The sequence below is a fragment of the Magnetococcales bacterium genome, from assembly GCA_015231175.1.
In the GTDB taxonomy this organism is placed as follows: domain Bacteria; phylum Pseudomonadota; class Magnetococcia; order Magnetococcales; family DC0425bin3; genus HA3dbin3.
In genome coordinates, this window is the sequence record JADGBZ010000026.1 from 1 (window position 1) to 16,811 (window position 16,811).

The window sequence follows — 16,811 nt, forward strand, 5'->3', positions numbered from 1 at the left end:
TGAGGTCTCTGTCTCGCTGTAACGACGGGTGGTCAGATTGAATTGATTGGTCTTGTTGATCAATTGTACGATACGGCCCATGCTGGTGGCATCAAAGGGGGCAAACCGGACCCGCATCTCCAGGGATTGGAGGAAGAGATCGAGGTTGCCGGAGTGTTGTTGCCTGATCTGGTCCAGTTGTATCCGGTTGCGATAACCGGCGGCCCTGGTTCTGTCCTCGGCGGTCAAGGCGGTGGTTTCAAAATAACCTGCCGCCATAACCCACCTGGGGATCAGGGCGGGATCCCGTGGCAACTCCGGCGTCGCCACCCTGGGCAGGGCCTGGCGCACCTGCGCCCGTTCCGCCGGGTTGTCATCCAGAAAAACCAGGGAATCCACCCCCAGATCCAGCATGGCGGCCATGGATGCAAGGTTGGTGGCCTTGTCGTTCCAATTGGCCATGAATACCGCAAAATCGGACTCCCGCAACAGCATGTCCGGGTGGTGGCGAAAGGGGAGAAGGGCGGTATCGTGGTCGTTTTTGGAGCAGACGGCGAGCACGATGCCACGTTGGTTGAGATCCAGTGCCATGCGCTGCACGGCGAGATGGGCCTCCCCCAGGGCATCCCCCTGACCGATCCGGATGCCCTCCAACCCATCGTCCCCGACCACCCCCCCCCAGAGGGTGTTGTCCAGATCCAGCACCAGACATTTGCGGCTCTGCCCCCGGCTGGCTGCAATCAGACGGACGACATGTTCGGCATAGAGAGGCAGCAGGTGTGGCGCGAAAGGCAATTTGGCCCAATGCCACTGGACCGGATCGAACCACCGCTCCAATCCCACCGTGGCGGCGAGCCGCTCCACGTCCAGGATCAAGTGGGGTCCACCGGCAACCCTCTCCCGCAAGCCGGCGTTGAAGGCGGCAATCCGTCGCAAAAGGGTCGCCGGTATCCGACAATCCAGATGGCCCAGGAGAGGTTCGGGAGGGGGAGGCAGCGTCTGGAAAATCAAGGTGGGCGGCTGGGATCCTGCCTGAAATCCGGCGGCGATCAGCTCCAGGTGGCGCAGAGGGGCATCCTCATCCGGACCCTCGTCGGCCAGGGGGTCGCGTGAAAAGGGCAGGCCGCGGTGATCCAAGGCCAGGAGAAGGGCATCCAGCCGGGCGTTGCGCAACGTCGAGCCAGGATGCAGCGCCTCGGATACGGCTTGATCATAGCCCCCCACGACCACCTCCAGATCAAGGCCGTGTCGGAGGGCGCTGGCTGCAAGACAGGGAAGCAAAAAATCCGTACTGCCATGAGCGGCAACACCCAAACGAAAGGGGATCAGCCCGGATGATCCTTGCTGGCTCGCAACCAGACGTTTGAGCTTCGCCAGACGGGAAAGTTGGTTGAGATCCAGGAAATGGCCCGCCAGCCGGACCAGCTCCTGCCAACAACCCGGGTCGGTGGGATCCAGGGCCAGACAGGTCGCGGTGAAGGTCTCCGGTGGCCGGGGCAGCCAGGGCAGGGAGGCGAGAGAGTCGGGAGTCATGGCCTGTCGGAATCAGACGGTGATCTTGGCCAGGATCATCGCCACAAAATCGCCTACATGGCGGTTGGACGAAAGCTCCTGAGTGGTAAAGCGGATCTTGAAGTGTTGTTCCACAGCCACCACCATCTGGATGTTGCTCAGACTGTCCCACTCCGGCACATCGTCCGCGCACAACTCCCTGGTGACCTCCAACTGCGGATCGTCGAAGACATCCCGGAAGATGGGTGTCAACACCTGGTAGATTTTCTCTTCGGTCATGGCGAATTCCCGGGGATAAGATGAATAAACGTGTGTGAAGGTCTGACACAGCGGGCGCTGAACAGCGACCTAAAACTGAAAATAGACGTAGGGCACCGCCTGCTGGACAAAAACCGCCACGATGGAGACCAACAATACCGCACTAGCCCACCAACTCACACGCGCACGCGACCAGGGCGAGGGGCAGGTCACGGGAATCCGCGTGACCGGGTAGCCCTTGCTGGCGAGTCCCGGTTTTTGTGCGCCCAACATTTCGCAGGAGTTGGGCAGGTTCAGTACCGCCCATAGCAGAGGAGGGAACAGCAGGAAATATTGAGTGGCCGGGACATGTCCCAGAACTCCGGGAACCAGATGCAGAAAGTCGGCCAGCCCTGGCTGCACCTGGGCCAGTATCCATGGTGGCACAGCGAAGCCGTTCAATCCCGTGAGACCGGCGTACATGTTGACGATGGCAGCAAAGTTTGTGGCCCGAAAAGGAACCCAGGAGAGATTGAGCACCAGGAAGGTTGTCAACCAGGCCAGCCAGGGTGTGAGGGGCTTGCGACGCTCCTTCCAGGCGTGGGATACCACCGCCGCCACACCATGGATCAACCCGTAGAGGAGAAAATTCCAGCCCGCTCCATGCCATACGCCCATGAGCAGAAACGTGATCAGCAATGGCGCCGTGACGGTCATCGACCATGGTGAGAGTCGCCGTACCGCGTTGTGGGAGCGGTGACGCATGAACCACAGGGCCAGGGAGGCGTGAAGGTGATTCATGATCAACCGGGACAGGGTGATGTGCCAGCGTCCCCAAAATTCGATGATGGAACGGGCCTTCAGGGGAGAAGCAAAATTGATGGGCAGGCGGATCCCGAAACATAAGGCACACCCCATGGCCATGTCCGAATAACCGGAAAAATCGAAATAGAGTTGGAAGGTGTAAGCGGTCACCGCCGCCCAGGACTCCAACAGGTGCGGATGGTAGCCGCCCGCAGCGGCGTCAAAAACCGGGTTGACCCATCGCCCCATGACATCGGCCACCAATACCTTTTTGCCCAAGCCAATGGCAAACAGGGTTAAGCCGGTTTCCAGGTTGTCCCAGAGGTGTGGGAGCGGATTCGCCGCAAACTGATGGTCCGTCTCCCGGTGGTACACAATGGGCCCGGAGATCAAGTATGGAAAAAATGCGATGAAAACCGCATGGTCCAGAATCCCCCGGGGTTGGTCCTGTTCCTTCAGCCGGGCATCCGACAACAGGGTGATCTGTTGGAAGGTGAAGAAGGAGATGCCGACCGGCAGGATGATGCGCTCCCACTGCCAGTTCGTTCCGAGCAGAACATCAAGGTTTTCGAGGAAAAAATGGGCATATTTGTAGTAGGCCAGAGCGCCCACGTTCGCAACCACTCCCAACCAAAACCAGGTATCCCGATGCCGGGGAAGTTGACTTGCCCGCATCCGGTTCAATACCACGGCATTGATGGACAGGTAGAGTCCCAGCAGCATGGTGTAGCGCCACTCCCAACAGCCGTAGAAAAAAAAGGAAGCGGCTGCCAGCCAATAAAGAGCAAGGCGCTGTCCCCGCCAGCGGAAAAACAGGTAGTACATGGTGAGGACGATGGGTGCGAACAGGAGGATGAATGCTGCAGAGTTGAAAAGCATGGTCCGGTGGGACTCTTTTGTTGGGGTAACCACTCACTACCCGGCAACGCACCGGGGTCCAGGGGGCCGGCTCCCTGGCTTGGTCCAGGGCAGCTCCCTGGCGGGTTCGGGGCGAATCCTTGACAAAGGCTCTCATGTCCGAGCCTCCTTCCGCTCTTCGGGAGGCGGCAGTCTAGGTCATTTTTTTCAGCATTTCCAGCAGAATCACGATGGGTGAAACAGGCTGGAGTTTCGGGCCTGCAACTGTTAGCATCCGCAGCGCGAGGCACTGCCGGATGGGTCGGCTGCGGGTGGGTCGGCTGCGGGTGGGTCGGCTGCGGGTGGGTCGGCTGGCGATTGAGATCCCGATGGGTCTTGTTTCCCCGTTTGCATTGTCGTTGCATGCCGGTTATGGCAGGGGTGGCGTCGTGGTGGTTTTGCCTGTTGATTCATGGATTTGTGCTTCATGGGAATTGCCGCAGATATTGTCATGATCATGGTGGCTGCCTTGATCGGTGGGGTGGTTGCGCACCGTCTTGGCATGCCTTTGATCGTCGGTTATATCATGGCCGGCGTCGCGGTGAGCCCCCATACGGGCGGTATCACGGTCTCCAACGTCCACGATATCGATTTGTTGTCGGAAATCGGGGTCGCTCTGCTTCTTTTTGCTCTGGGGCTGGAGTTTTCCCTCAAGGAGCTGCAACCGGTACGTCGGATTGCCCTGATCGGCACTCCTATCCAGATGGTCTTGACCATGGCCTACGGCTATGGGGTGGGTTGGTATCTGGGGTGGCCGTGGTTGTCATCCCTGTGGCTGGGCGCCCTGATCGCCCTCTCCAGCACCATGGTGATCCTGAAGACGTTGATCAATCAGGGGTGGATCGGCACCCTCTCCAGCCGGGTGATGGTCGGCATGTTGATCGTGCAGGATCTGGCCGTGGTGCCCCTCATGATCATTCTGCCCAAGCTCAGCGACCCGGCTGCCGGTGTGCCCATGTTGCTCCTGGCGGCCCTCAAGGCGGGCGCTTTTCTGGCCGGCATGGTCTTTCTGGGAACCCGTTTCCTGCCCTGGGTTTTGGCCCGGGTGGCAAGATCCGGATCCCGGGAGTTGTTTCTCCTGACGGTGACCTCCATCGGTCTGGGGGTTGGCTACATTACCTACCTGGCAGGGCTTTCTCTCGCTTTTGGGGCCTTTGTGGCTGGCATGGTGTTGAGCGAATCCGACCATGGCCACCAGGCGTTGAGCGATATCGTGCCCCTGCGCGATCTGTTCGGCCTGCTGTTCTTCGTCTCCGTCGGCATGATGCTGGATCCACGCTTTCTGTGGCAACATATGGCGGAAATAGCCGTTCTGGTTGTGGCGGTCTCCCTTGGCAAGGGGGTCATTTTTTTTCTGTTGGCCCGATTGTTTGGTTACGGCAACGTCGTGCCTCTGGCCGTCGGGCTGGGGTTGTTCCAGATTGGCGAATTTTCCCTTGTCCTGGCCAAGGTGGGGTTGGCCAGTCAGGCCATCAGCCAGGATGTTCATACCCTGCTTTTGTCGGCTGCTGTGGTGACCATGGTCCTGACCCCCCTGGTCTCGGGCCAGACGGCGCGCATCTATGCCTGGCAAAGGCGTCATTCTCGCCGTGAACCTCTGTACGGCGTCAACCTGCCGGAGAGACGGTTCAACAAACATGTCGTCGTCATGGGGTGTGGGCGTATCGGCATGCAGGTGGCCATGGTCCTGAAACGGCTGGAGGTGCCGTTCGTCATGATCGATCTGGACCATCGCCACATGGAGCAGGCCAAAAAGGAAGGGTTTCCCGTCATCTTTGGCGATGCTGCACAAAAACCCGTTCTCCAGGCGGCCAGAATGGCTCAGGCCGACATGTTGCTGATCACCGCCCCGGGATTGGCCGTGGCCCTTGGGGTGATTCGCCAGGCGCACGCCATGAATCCGTCTTGCCCGATCGTCGTCCGGGCCGCCGACTTGACGCAAATGCAAATCATCCGGGAAGCCGGCGCGGTGGGGGTCATCCATCCCGAATTTGAGGCCGGCCTGGAATTTATGCGGCAAGCCCTGCTGCATCAGCATCTGCCGCTGTCGGTCATCCAAAAATACAGCGATTCGATTCGCCAGGACATCTACGGACCTCTCTGGAACAGCGCCCTGGCCTACCAGACCCTGCTGCAAGTGCAGACCGCCCAGCCCCAATTCGAGCTGGAGTGGATCCCCCTGAGCAGAGCCAGCCCCCTGATCGACCAATCTCTCCGGCAAGGCCGTATACGTGAGCTGACCGGGGCTTCCGTCGTTGGGGTGTTGCGCGCCGGCGAACTCATCATGAACCCATCCCCGGATTTTCTCCTGGGCGCCAACGACATGGTAGCGGCGATCGGGACGACCTCAGCTTGTGAGGATCTCCGGCGTTTGGCGGGGAAAGGGGGGTGACCACCCCTTCAACTCCTCCGTCATCTGCTGAATCACCTCCGCCCAGCCGTCAACCTGGGTCTGCCGGAAAAGGCGCATTACCCGGGGATACCAGGCGGTATCCGGCTGATCATGCAACCAGCGCCAACTGGTGTTGCTGCGGGTCAGCATCACCCAGCACGGTTTGCCCAAAGCCCCGGCCAGGTGACCCACGGCGGAATCGACCGTGATCAGCAAATCCAGAGAGGAGAGGATGGCCGCCGTGTCGCCAAAATCCTGGATCAACCCACCCAGATGAATGAGGGGTTGCCCCGGCGGAGAAAGGCGGGCTTCCTCTTCGCCATGGCCTTTTTGCAGGCTGAAAAAAGTGACGTTCGGCACGGTCCACAGAGGGGCCAGGAGTCGCATGTCAGGGACGGAACGGTTGGCGTCATTGATGTGCGTCGGATTGCCGCGCCAAACCAGACCTGCACGCAACCCTTTTTGCGCCAGAATGATGTCGCGACCGGTTTGGCGGTCGGGAGGGGCATGCAGATAGGGAATCTCGTCCGGAATGTTGGTGAGCGTGGTTCCCATATGGAGGGGGACGGAGAGGAGGAAGGTCCAGTAATCGTGGGGAGGAAATGTCCGGTTGTGCCCTGACAGGAGCTGGTCCACGCCGGCCAACGACTCCATCAACGTGGCAAGAGGCGGGGAACAGACAAGGGTAAGATGCCGGACGCCTCTGGCCTTCAGAAGAACGGTGTAGCGGCAGAATTGAATCTGGTCGCCGTAACCCTGTTCCAACATGACCAGGAGAGATTTTCCCGTCAAATCCTCTCCCTGCCACATGGGAAAGGGCACCTGGATCGGGAAAATGTCCCGGTTGCACTTGTTTTTGGCAAAGCGGGCCTCATACAGCGGCCACCCCTCTGCCAGGCGGCCATTCGAGATGTAAAACAGACTTAGATTGAACCGGGTATCGGCAGAATCCGGATCGAGCCGCAAGGCCTCCAGATAGGCTGCCTCGGCCTCTGTGTTGCGCCTGAGTTCGTCGTATAAATTGGCTATGTTATTGTGGGTCAGAGCCCGATGGGGATCCAGACGCAACGCCTCCTGGTAGGCCGCCTCCGCCTCGGCGAACCGTTTCTGCTCGTGCAAAACGTTGCCAAGGCTGTCCACGGCATCGACAAATCCCGGTTGGATGCGCAGGGCGTTCCGGAAGGCATCTTCGGCTTCGCCGGGCCGGTTCAGCAATGCCAATAAAATCCCCAGATTGTGCAGGGTTTTGGGATTGTTCGGCATGAGGCGCAAGGCCTCGCGATAGGCGATCTCTGCATCGGCGAGGCGTTTTTGCTGCTTGAAAAGCAGTCCCAGGTTGCTGTGGATCAGGGCAATATTCGGATTGATGCGCAACGCCTGCCGGTAGGCGGCCTCGGCTTCGGCAAAACGCTCCAGCTCGGTCAGGAGGATGCCCAGATTGTTGCAGGAGTTGATATGGTCAGGATGCAGCTGCAGGGCTTGCCGATAAGCGGTTTCAGCATCGACTGGCCGCTTTTGCTCGCGGTAGAGGTTGCCCAGACGGTTGAAGACATCGGCATCGTTCGGATTGATGCGCAGGGCCTGCTGGTAAGAGGTTTCGGCTTCGGCGAAACGTTTGCGTTCGGTCAAAAAGTTGCCCAGGTTGTAATAGGCATCGGCATAATTCGGATTGAGTTGGAGGGAGCGGAGGTAGGCGGCCTCAGCCCCTTGTGGATCACCTGCCATGTGGGCCAGATTGGCAGACAGATTCCATGCGGCACACGAGTTGTCGTTGGTCGCGAGGAAATCATCCAGAATCAGGCGCGCCTGATCATAGCGGCCTGCCAGATAGTGTTGGGCGGCCATTTCATAACCGTCGGGTGTTTGCATGCTGGCATCCCCCATGGATGACACGGATTGAAAGTGATGAGGTAACTATTCAGCACCCTCTCAAGAAAAGCCTGGATATGAAAGCCTTTGTCAGGGCTTCGTTCCGAACCCCGCCAGGACGCTGTCTCAGGCCCTGCCAGGGAGCTGGTTCCCCGGATCCCCGGTGCGTTGTCGGGTGGTGAATGGTTGCGGTGGATTCATGTCTGGGCGAAAAAAGCCTCCAGCAGGCGCAGGAGGTCACGCATGTCCTGGCAACCGGCTGTTTCGCGAACCGAATGCATGGCCCAGGAGGGGAGTCCCAGATCCACTGCCGGGATGCCCAGACGCGCCGACAGGGTAGGACCGACCGTTGAACCACAGGGCATGTCGGCGCGCACGGTAAAATCCTGGAGAGAGACCGCCGCACGAGCGGCCAAGACCTTGATGCGGGCCGCCGTGGCCCCCTGGGTGACATAACGCTGGCCGGCATGGTGTTTGACCACAACGCCGCCATTGATATGGGGTGCGTGGTTTTCATCCTGCCGGGCAGGATAGTTGGGATGATAGCCATGAGCGTTGTCAAGCGACAGAAGGAGGGAGCCCGGCATGGCACGGGCCAGAGAGTGACCATCCGGGTAGATGCGGAGCAACAGGCTCTGTAGAAAATTGCCGGCGGCACCGGCCATCGACAACGAGCCCGTCTCCTCATGGTCAAAAAGGGCGATCATGGCAAGGCTATGGGATGGGGTGGCAGCATGTCGGGCCAGAGCGACGACAGTGGCATAAACCGACAAGAGGTTGTCCAGCCGGCTGCCCACGATCCATTGCTGGTCAACCCCGGCCAACCTGGCTGGTTGGGTGTCGTAGAGTTGCAGATCCCAGGCGAGCAGATGAACGGGTAGGGATGTCGGGTCCAACCGGCGGATCTCATTCACCAACAGATCGATAAAGGGCTGTTGAGGTGGGGAGTCACCGTTCTTTGCCTGGTTCAGGGTCAGCTGAAAGGGTGCGGAAAGTTCTTCGTGGGGATTGATTTTTTGCTCGTCGCCGCCAGACTTCTGCAAGTGGATGGCCAGGTTGGGGATGCGTGTCACGGGTCGAGCCATATCCAGATCGATCTGTTTCTCCGTGCCCAGATGGTCCAGATAATAAACACGCCCCGCCAGCGATAAATCCCGGTCAAACCAAGTTGACAGCAGAGCGCCCCCATACACCATGAGGTCAAGCGCCAGATAATCCTTTTTGCGCTTCAGGGGGTTGGGCTTGACTTTGAGGGTGGGGCTGTCCGTGTGAGCAGCAGCGAGGAGGAGTGGGGGAGGAGCGTTGAACCGGGTTGGCAGGGTAAAAGCGACAAGGGAAGCATCGCTGCGGGTCACAACATAGCGACTCCCCGGCGCCAAAACCCAGGGATCCTCCTCGCGCAAAAGTTGGAAACCGTGCTCCGCCAGAATTTTTCTGGCCGCTTCCACGGCATGAAACGGGGTTGGCGATGTGTTGAGAAAATGCAGCAATCGGTCCATGGTCTCCAGGCCTCGGATACGGATGCAACAACCAGGTCGGGCCATACCCCCTTCGCAACTTTTGCGCCTGTTTGGTGATCACCCGCCTGGCTGCCGGGCTTGAACTTCCTTCCGAAGCGTGGCCAGAGTGGGTTTTTGCGTTGATATGGAAAATAGTGATTGAAGGATAGATGAAAATGATGCGATCATTGAACGCTCGACCATGTGCGCAAGCCTGACGGATGGGATTCCATGGGATTGAATGGCATGAGAATCCTGTCTGACGGTCATGGGAAGATCGGGTCGGCACGATTCCAGCATGAAAAATCACACCATGATCGCAATGATCGGCGGCTTAACAGGAGGTGAGCGAATGGATGGGTTTTTGGTTCCCAAGGATGCCGTGCCGCGGTGGATACACCGGCTTGCACAAAAAAATACCGTTTATTTTCCGCAATCCTCAGGACGCTCCAGCCTCCGGTTCAAGCGCGTGCGGGAGGGATCCGAGATCCAGTTCGATCGCTACCATCCGACCCTCGTGCCCCCGGGAAAAAAGCTGGCTCCGACACAGGAGATTCTGTTTCGTTACCGTAAAAAAGAGGGGGACGAAACGGAAATCGAGCCGGTGCTGGCGGAGGAGATCCAGATTCTGGCCGGGGTTAGGCCTTGTGATCTCAAGGGTATCCACCTGATGGACCAGGTGAACCAGGATGGGTATGGGGATCCCCACTATCAGGCGCGGCGCGCCCACACCATCCTCATCGGCCACGACTGCCTGCGGCCTTGTGATGGGGCATGCTTTTGCGACGCGACCGGTTCCCTGCACTGGCGTCAAAACGCCGACATTTTTTTGACCTCGATGGATCATCAGGTTTTGGTGGAGATCGTGTCGGAGCGGGGCCGGGCTCTCTTGCAAGGGAGTGAGTTTCCCGTTTGCAAGGATGTGGCGGCCCAGAAGGCCCGGGCGGAGAGCCTGCGGGCCAACCCCTTCGGTCGCCAGTTGGCCGCTCCGGTGGCCCAGTTGCCTGCCCTCCTGGCCAGGCAGTGGCAATCTCCCATCTGGAGCAAGCATGTCGAGCACTGTTTCTCCTGCGGCACCTGCAACCTGGTCTGCCCAACCTGCTACTGCTTCAACGTCGAGGACGATTTTCACCTGACGGAGATCCAGGCTGGTCAGCGCACCCGAAGTTGGGACAGCTGCATGCTTCCCAAATTTTCGGAGGTAGCCGGCGGACATAATTTTCGGCCCCAGCCGGAAGCGCGCCAGCGGCATCGGGTCAAACGCAAGTTTGAATATTTGACCCATCGTTTCGAGGAAGGCAGCTTTTGCGTCGGATGTGGCCGGTGTGGCCGGCAATGTACCGCCGATATCGATATTTTCGATATCGTCAACGATCTCGTCACTCATGCGGAGGCGATGTCATGACCATGCCGACTGCTGCCACCCACCCGACGTTTGACAAGGCGTTGTATCTTCCCCGCATGGCCCGGATTCTTGAGGTCCGGGCCATGACGCCCCGGGAGAAATATTTCAAGATCGAGCTGCCGCAACCCCTCGGGCATCGTCCGGGACAGTTTGTCATGCTCTCGCTTCTGGGGTTGGGCGAGGCCCCCATCTCCATCTCGTGTGGACCACGGGATGACAACATTCTGGAAATGGTCATTCGCAACGTCGGCAGCCTGACCCGGGTTCTGCACGGTTTGCAACCCGGCCAGCAGGTGGGTGTGCGTGGACCCTTCGGTTCCGGTTTCCATCTGGCCGATTTTTATGGCAAGGATGTCCTGTTTGTGGTGGGGGGGTTGGGATTGGTACCCCTGCGTTCCCTGATTCAGCCCGTACTGGCCCAGTCGGAGCGGTTCGGCACCATCACCATTGTCAGTGGCTGTCGCACCCCGGCGGACGAACTCTACCGGGAAGAGACCATCGCCTGGTCGCGCCTGGATGGTGGCCGGGGAAAAATCAACGTGATCCGCCTGGTGGATGACACCGCCAGCCTGCCGTGGGATGGGGCTGTCGGACTGGTGACAGAGCCCATCGCGGATTTGCGCATGGATGCGGGGCGCACAGTTGTGGCCCTCTGCGGCCCGCCCGTCATGTACAAGTTTGTCATCATGGAGCTGACAGCCAGGGGTATTCCCCACAGCCAGATCTTTGTTGACCTGGAGCGGCGGATGAAATGCGGTGTCGGTAAGTGTGGACACTGCCAGATCAACCATGTCTACTGTTGTCAGGATGGACCGGTATTCCGACTTGACCGTATCGAAAATCTTCCCGAGGCCTTGCAATGAAACCGAAAGTCGCGTTTTTTGATTTTGCCGGCTGTGAAGGTTGCCAGTTGACCGTGCTCAACTGCGAGGATGTGTTCCTGGATCTGCTTGCCTTGGTGGATATCGTCGAGTTTCGTGAAGCCATGTCGAACAAGGCGCCACGTTATGACGTTGCCTTCATCGAGGGGAGCATCAACCGCGAAGAGGATGCCCAAAAGTTGCGGGATATTCGTGCCCGCAGCACCTATTTGGTGGCCATGGGCGCCTGCGCCTGCATGGGCAACGTCCAGGCCCGCTCCAATTTTGTCGCGCCGGCGGAAAACTTCAAACGGGTCTACGGCGAAGCGGCCCGCAACCAGGTCCAGACCGATCCCGACTATTGGCCCCTGTGGGCGCACACCCGGGTGCGGGCGGCCAAGGAGATCGTGGCCGTTGATTTTGAACTGCGCGGCTGCCCCATGGTGGCGGAAGAGTTTGTGCGCCTGGTCAAAGCCCTGGTCAGCGGTTCCCTTCCTTACTTCCCGGCCAATGCCGTATGCGTCGAGTGTAAAATGAACGAAAACGAATGCGTTTTCGATCGCGGCGAGGTTTGTATGGGACAGGTCACCTACGGAGGTTGCAACGCCGTCTGCATCACCCACGGGTATCGCTGTGACGGCTGCCGTGGAACCTTGCCCCATGCCAACATGGTGGCCCACCGGGAGTTGCTGCGGAAGAAAGGACTCTCCGCTGCCCTTATCCAGAACCGGTACCGCCTGTTTTGCAGTACGGAGCCGCCAGGACGGGAGAATCGCTCATGAGAGCCGACACCAAAACCTACAGCATCGACGTTCACCACGTCACCCGTGTCGAAGGCCACGGCAGCATTCGCATCAACACACGTGATGGGGTGGTGGAAGAGGTCAAACTTTGTATCGTCGAGGCCAACCGCTTCTTCGAGAGCTTCACCCGTGGCATGATGCCGGATGAGATTCCCTGGGTGGTGGGACGGATCTGCGGCATCTGTTGTGTCGGCCACCAATTGGCTGCCACCAAGGCGGTGGAAGATGCCCAGAAAATCGTCGTCTCCCCGCAGACGATCCAATTGCGCAAAATGCTCAATGAATCCCAGTTTTTGCAAAGCCATGTCCTGCATGTCTATTTTCTGGCCGTGCCCGATTTTGTCGGAGCCCCCAGCGTATTGCCCTTGATCAAAACCCACCCGGAGGTGGTGAAACGGGCGCTGCGCCTGAAAAAATTGGCCAATGACTATACGGCGGTCATCGGTGGCCGCACCATCCACCCCATGAGCAACACCCTGAAAGGGTGGCGCGTGCTGCCGGATCTGGATCAGGTCGAGCTGTTGCGGGATCGCCTGCTGGCGGCAGTGCCGGATCTTCTGGAGACCGTCGGCATCGTCAAAACCCTGAAAATTCCCCCCTATGAGCGGGAAACCGAGTTTGTCTCCCTGAAACATCCCGATGAATATGCCCTCTATGACGGAGAGGTGTTCAGCTCGGATACAAAGCGGGGGATACCTGTCTCCGACTACCGCTCGGCGACCAATGAATTCACGGTCACCCACTCCACCACCAAGTGGTCGCGCTGGCACCGGGAGGCCTACGCCGTCGGCGCCCTGGCGAGGGTGAACAACAGTTTCGAACAACTCCACCCGCAGGCACAAGAAGTCGCCGTTGAATTGGGGTTGAAGGTGCCCTGCTTCAACCCCTATATGAACAATGTCGCCCAGGTGGTGGAGATCGTCCACTGCGCCTACAACAGTCTGGCCATGATGGAAAATCTTCTCAATGGCCGCTTGTTGGACGAAGATATCCACCATACCCCCATTCCGGGGCGAGGCTTTGGCGCCGTCGAGGTGCCACGAGGGATTCTCTTCCACGAATACGCCTTCGATGCCGAGGGGCGTTGTTGTGATGCCAACGCCATCATCCCCACCAGCCAGAACATCAACAATATCGAACAGGATATGAAAGCCTTTGTCCCGCTCATGTTGCCGGAAATGTCCAAGGATCAGCTGACGCTGCACATGGAGATGCTTCTGCGCGCCTACGACCCTTGCATCTCTTGCTCGGTACACATGCTGGATATCGATTTTGTCGATTGAACGGGCATGCCAGAGTTGACCGTGGTGGGTATCGGGAGCCGGTATGGGCGCGATGATGCGGTGGGGCTGCTGCTGGTGGAGACCCTGTCGGCGTCGGCCACCCGCCACGTCAGGACGCAAGTATGGGAAAATGCCGACGCCCTGACCCTGGTGCATGACCTGCTCGAACTGACCGGTCCGGTCCTTGTCGTCGATTGCGCCGATATGGGGTTGAAAGGTGGGGAGTGGCGCTTTCTGACCTGGCAGGAGGGGCGCTGTCGGTATCACCGCAGTTCGGTCTCCACCCATGGCCTGGGCATGGCCGAGGCCCTCGCCATGGCCAGGGATCTGGGTTTTACCCACCCGATCCATCTGTTTGGTGTGCAACCATTTGATCTTTCACCATTCCAAGGTTTGACAACCGAAATGCAGGGGTTTTTTTCGGCTGCGCTGCAAGCGTTGGAGGCGACGATTTGCCGACTTCTCGGAGTCGTGGACTCTGCCATCGCACCCATATGTCGGCGAGCAGGGAGGGAGTCATGTGTTTGGCCATCCCCATGAAAATCATCGCCATCGCTGAAGATGGCCAGACGGGAACAGTTGACCTGGATGGGGTGCGCTATGCGGTTGGGTTGATGTTGTTGGACAAGCCCGCCGTGGGGGATTACGTCATCGTACACGCCGGCTATGCCATCGAAAAACTGGACACGGCGGAGGCGGATGCCCGCTTGGCGCTGTTCGTTTCCCTGGCCGAGGTGTATGAACGGGAACTGGGTCAGGAGGTGGTCTGGGTGGCTCCGTCGCCGCCACGGGGCCATGGCGCATGAACTACATGGACGGTTTTCGCCGCCTGGAGGCTGCCGTTCACTTTCGTGCGCGCCTGGCCGGTCACGGTCGTGCGCTGGCCGGACAGGGACGCAAGGTCCATCTCATGGAGGTGTGCGGCAGCCACACCATGGCCATTGCCCGCTATGGCATCAGGGGTTTTCTTCCCGAGCAGGTGGCATTGGTCAGTGGCCCGGGTTGCCCGGTGTGCGTGACCGATCCTGGCTTGATCGACGTGGCCATCACCCTGGCCGGGCAGGGGGTGATCGTGGCCACCTTCGGGGATATGGTTCGGGTTCCCGGTTCCCATGCCACCCTGGCCAAAGCCCGGGCAGCGGGGGGACGCATCGAAATTTGTTACTCGCCGCTGCAAGCCCTGCAACTGGCGATTCACCATCCGGAAAGCGAAGTGGTCTTTCTGGCGGTGGGGTTTGAAACCACGATCGCGCCGATTGTGGCCATGCTGGATACGGCCATGCGCCAGGGCGTTGCCAATCTCTCCTTGTTGACGGCTTTCAAGCTTGTCCCGCCTGCCCTTGACGCCTTGCTGGCCGATCCTGACATCCGCATCGATGGTCTGCTCTGTCCAGCCCATGTCAGCGCCATCATCGGCGCCGATGCCTATCGCCCCTACGCCGAACGGCACGGGGTGGCCTGCGTGGTGGCCGGGTTTGAACCCCTGGACATCCTGTATGGCCTGGATGGTCTGGTCGAGCAACTGGTGACGAACAAACCGTGTGTGGACAATCAATACAGTCGCGTCGTCAAAGCCGAAGGCAACCGGCAGGCGCAACGACTCATGGCACACTATCTGGAGCCCGCTGCCGCCGCCTGGCGGGGTTTGGGGAGCATACCGGAAAGCGCCCTGGTGCTGCGGCGGCAGTTTGCCCGATACGACGCATTGCAACGCCACGGTTTGACTCTGCAACCGGGACGGCACAATCCACGCTGCCTGTGTGGAGAGGTTCTCAAGGGCAAGATACGTCCGAGGGAGTGCTCCCTTTTTGGCGTGGCATGTTTGCCGGAACAACCTTTGGGACCATGCATGGTCAGCTCCGAAGGGAGCTGCGCGGCTGAATACAAATACGAAGAGTGCTGAAGTGGTCACCATGAGCGAATCCATTCTGTTGGGGCATGGCGGGGGGGGTCGGTTGTCCCAACAACTGATTGCGCGGGAAATCCTGCCGCGTTTTGGCGATGGACCGCTGCGGACGTTGCCGGACGCCGCCGCACTGGAGTTATCCTCTTGCCAGATTCGTTTCTCCACCGACAGCTTCGTGGTGCAGCCCCTGGAGTTTCCCGGCGGCAACATCGGGGATCTGGCAGTACATGGCACGGTCAACGATCTGGCGGTGGCCGGCGCCGTGCCACGCTGGCTCTCCCTGGCCTTGATCCTGGAGGAGGGATTGCCCCTGGTCACCCTGCGCAGGGTGTTGGATGCCCTCCAGCGGGCCGCCCATCAGTGCGGGGTGGTTGTGGCCACCGGAGATACCAAGGTGGTCAGGCGTGGCCAGTGCGATGGCATGTACATCAACACCTCCGGCATCGGCGAGGCGTTGCCGGGTTTTTCCCTGGGCGTGGAGCATCTCGTCCCGGGCGACCGGATCCTGGTCAGTGGTACGTTGGGCGACCATGGTATGGCGGTGCTTTCGGCGCGTGAAGGTCTCCAGGTACACAACGGCCCGGTCAGCGACTCCCGGCCTCTCCATCGTCTGGTGCAAGCCGTGCAGACCTGGGCGCCGGAAATCCGCTTCATGCGCGATCCAACCCGGGGAGGGTTGGCTGCGGTCCTGAACGAAATGGTCATGGGACGGGAGGTGGGTTTGCATGTGCGCGAGAGTGCTCTACCCTATGCGCCCGGGACCAAAGCCATGGCGGAGGTGTTGGGTCTGGATCTGCTGCATGTGGCTTCCGAAGGGTGTCTGGTGCTGCTGTGCGCCGCCGGGGTGGCGGAAAAAATATTGGCGTGTTGGCACGCCTTGCCCGAGGGGGTGGGAGCCAAAGAGATTGGCTGGGTGACGCAGCGACGTGGCCGGGTGATACTGGAAACATCCATCGGAGGAGAACGGGTGGTCGATCTGCCCGGTGGAGAGCTTCTGCCAAGGATTTGCTGATGCACGAGTTGAGTCTGGCCACGGCCATGGTGGATCAGGTGCAGGAGATCATGGCGCGGGAGAAAGTGCGGAAGCTGGTTTCCATTACGGTGGCCATAGGGGCGTTGAGTGGAGTCGAACGTGAATCCTTCCGTTTTTGTTATCCCCTGGCGATTGAAGGCACCCCCCTGGATGGTGCGGAACTCCATGTAGAGGAAGTGCCGCTTCGGCTCCTTTGCCTGGATTGTGGTCAGGAGTCGCAACCGGAGGAAATTTATCTCCTGCATTGTGCAGTGTGTCGGTCGGGCCGGGTGGAGATTCTCTCCGGCCAGGATTTTGTGATTCGTTCCCTGGAGGTGCAGTGATGTGTCGGG

General features: G+C 59.6%; 15 protein-coding genes. 10 read left to right on the plus strand and 5 right to left on the minus strand.

What is annotated here, in order from left to right; genetic code table 11:
* The 3 genes from HQL63_07535 to HQL63_07545 all read right to left on the minus strand — a co-directional run.
* Window positions 1–1,512: HAD-IIIC family phosphatase (locus HQL63_07535; protein MBF0176682.1), on the minus strand; the 1,512-nt coding region annotated here is incomplete at its 3' end.
* A gap of 12 nt (window positions 1,513–1,524) precedes the next feature.
* Window positions 1,525–1,770, minus strand: a complete 246-nt coding sequence (locus tag HQL63_07540; protein ID MBF0176683.1) for an acyl carrier protein — start codon at window positions 1,768–1,770, stop codon at window positions 1,525–1,527.
* Between the two features lie 69 nt (window positions 1,771–1,839).
* A complete protein-coding gene (locus tag HQL63_07545) occupies window positions 1,840–3,411 on the minus strand; it encodes an MBOAT family protein (protein MBF0176684.1) in 1,572 nt (523 codons plus the stop codon).
* 445 nt (window positions 3,412–3,856) lie between these two features.
* On the opposite strand from HQL63_07545, the gene HQL63_07550 reads away from it, so the two are divergent.
* Window positions 3,857–5,821, plus strand: a complete 1,965-nt coding sequence (locus tag HQL63_07550) for a cation:proton antiporter (GenBank protein MBF0176685.1) — start codon at window positions 3,857–3,859, stop codon at window positions 5,819–5,821.
* On the opposite strand, the gene HQL63_07555 is transcribed toward HQL63_07550, so the two are convergent.
* Complete coding sequence (locus HQL63_07555; GenBank protein ID MBF0176686.1) at window positions 5,777–7,690, minus strand: tetratricopeptide repeat protein; 1,914 nt, start codon at window positions 7,688–7,690, stop codon at window positions 5,777–5,779. The two genes, HQL63_07550 and HQL63_07555, sit on opposite strands and share 45 nt — an antisense overlap.
* Window positions 7,691–7,887: 197 nt before the next feature.
* Window positions 7,888–9,189, minus strand: a complete 1,302-nt coding sequence (locus HQL63_07560) for a M18 family aminopeptidase (protein ID MBF0176687.1) — start codon at window positions 9,187–9,189, stop codon at window positions 7,888–7,890.
* Window positions 9,190–9,541: 352 nt separating this feature from the next.
* Between HQL63_07560 and HQL63_07565 the strand changes: the two genes are divergently transcribed.
* The 9 genes from HQL63_07565 to hypA are packed head-to-tail and all read left to right on the plus strand — an operon-like array spanning window position 9,542 to window position 16,802.
* Window positions 9,542–10,594 (plus strand): 4Fe-4S dicluster domain-containing protein, encoded by a 1,053-nt coding sequence (locus HQL63_07565; GenBank protein MBF0176688.1) that lies wholly within the window; start codon window positions 9,542–9,544, stop codon window positions 10,592–10,594.
* A gap of 2 nt (window positions 10,595–10,596) precedes the next feature.
* On the plus strand, window positions 10,597–11,457 hold the full coding sequence (locus tag HQL63_07570; GenBank protein MBF0176689.1) for an FAD/NAD(P)-binding protein: 861 nt from the start codon (window positions 10,597–10,599) through the stop codon (window positions 11,455–11,457).
* Complete coding sequence (locus HQL63_07575) at window positions 11,454–12,236, plus strand: hypothetical protein (protein ID MBF0176690.1); 783 nt, start codon at window positions 11,454–11,456, stop codon at window positions 12,234–12,236. The genes HQL63_07570 and HQL63_07575 overlap by 4 nt, the downstream gene beginning before the upstream one ends.
* Complete coding sequence (locus HQL63_07580) at window positions 12,233–13,540, plus strand: Ni/Fe hydrogenase subunit alpha (protein ID MBF0176691.1); 1,308 nt, start codon at window positions 12,233–12,235, stop codon at window positions 13,538–13,540. The genes HQL63_07575 and HQL63_07580 overlap by 4 nt, the downstream gene beginning before the upstream one ends.
* Window positions 13,541–13,546: 6 nt before the next feature.
* Window positions 13,547–14,080 carry a hydrogenase maturation protease gene (locus HQL63_07585; GenBank protein MBF0176692.1) on the plus strand — a complete coding sequence of 178 codons (534 nt, stop codon included), beginning with the start codon at window positions 13,547–13,549 and terminating at the stop codon, window positions 14,078–14,080.
* On the plus strand, window positions 14,059–14,346 hold the full coding sequence (locus HQL63_07590) for a HypC/HybG/HupF family hydrogenase formation chaperone (protein ID MBF0176693.1): 288 nt from the start codon (window positions 14,059–14,061) through the stop codon (window positions 14,344–14,346). The genes HQL63_07585 and HQL63_07590 overlap by 22 nt, the downstream gene beginning before the upstream one ends.
* On the plus strand, window positions 14,343–15,443 hold the full coding sequence (gene hypD, locus HQL63_07595) for a hydrogenase formation protein HypD (GenBank protein ID MBF0176694.1): 1,101 nt from the start codon (window positions 14,343–14,345) through the stop codon (window positions 15,441–15,443). The genes HQL63_07590 and hypD overlap by 4 nt, the downstream gene beginning before the upstream one ends.
* A gap of 10 nt (window positions 15,444–15,453) precedes the next feature.
* Window positions 15,454–16,458, plus strand: coding sequence for a hydrogenase expression/formation protein HypE (gene hypE / locus HQL63_07600; protein ID MBF0176695.1), 1,005 nt, complete (start codon window positions 15,454–15,456; stop codon window positions 16,456–16,458).
* Window positions 16,458–16,802: a hydrogenase maturation nickel metallochaperone HypA gene (gene hypA / locus HQL63_07605; protein ID MBF0176696.1), complete on the plus strand. Its 345-nt coding sequence runs from the start codon at window positions 16,458–16,460 to the stop codon at window positions 16,800–16,802. The genes hypE and hypA overlap by 1 nt, the downstream gene beginning before the upstream one ends.
* Window positions 16,803–16,811 lie beyond the last annotated feature (9 nt).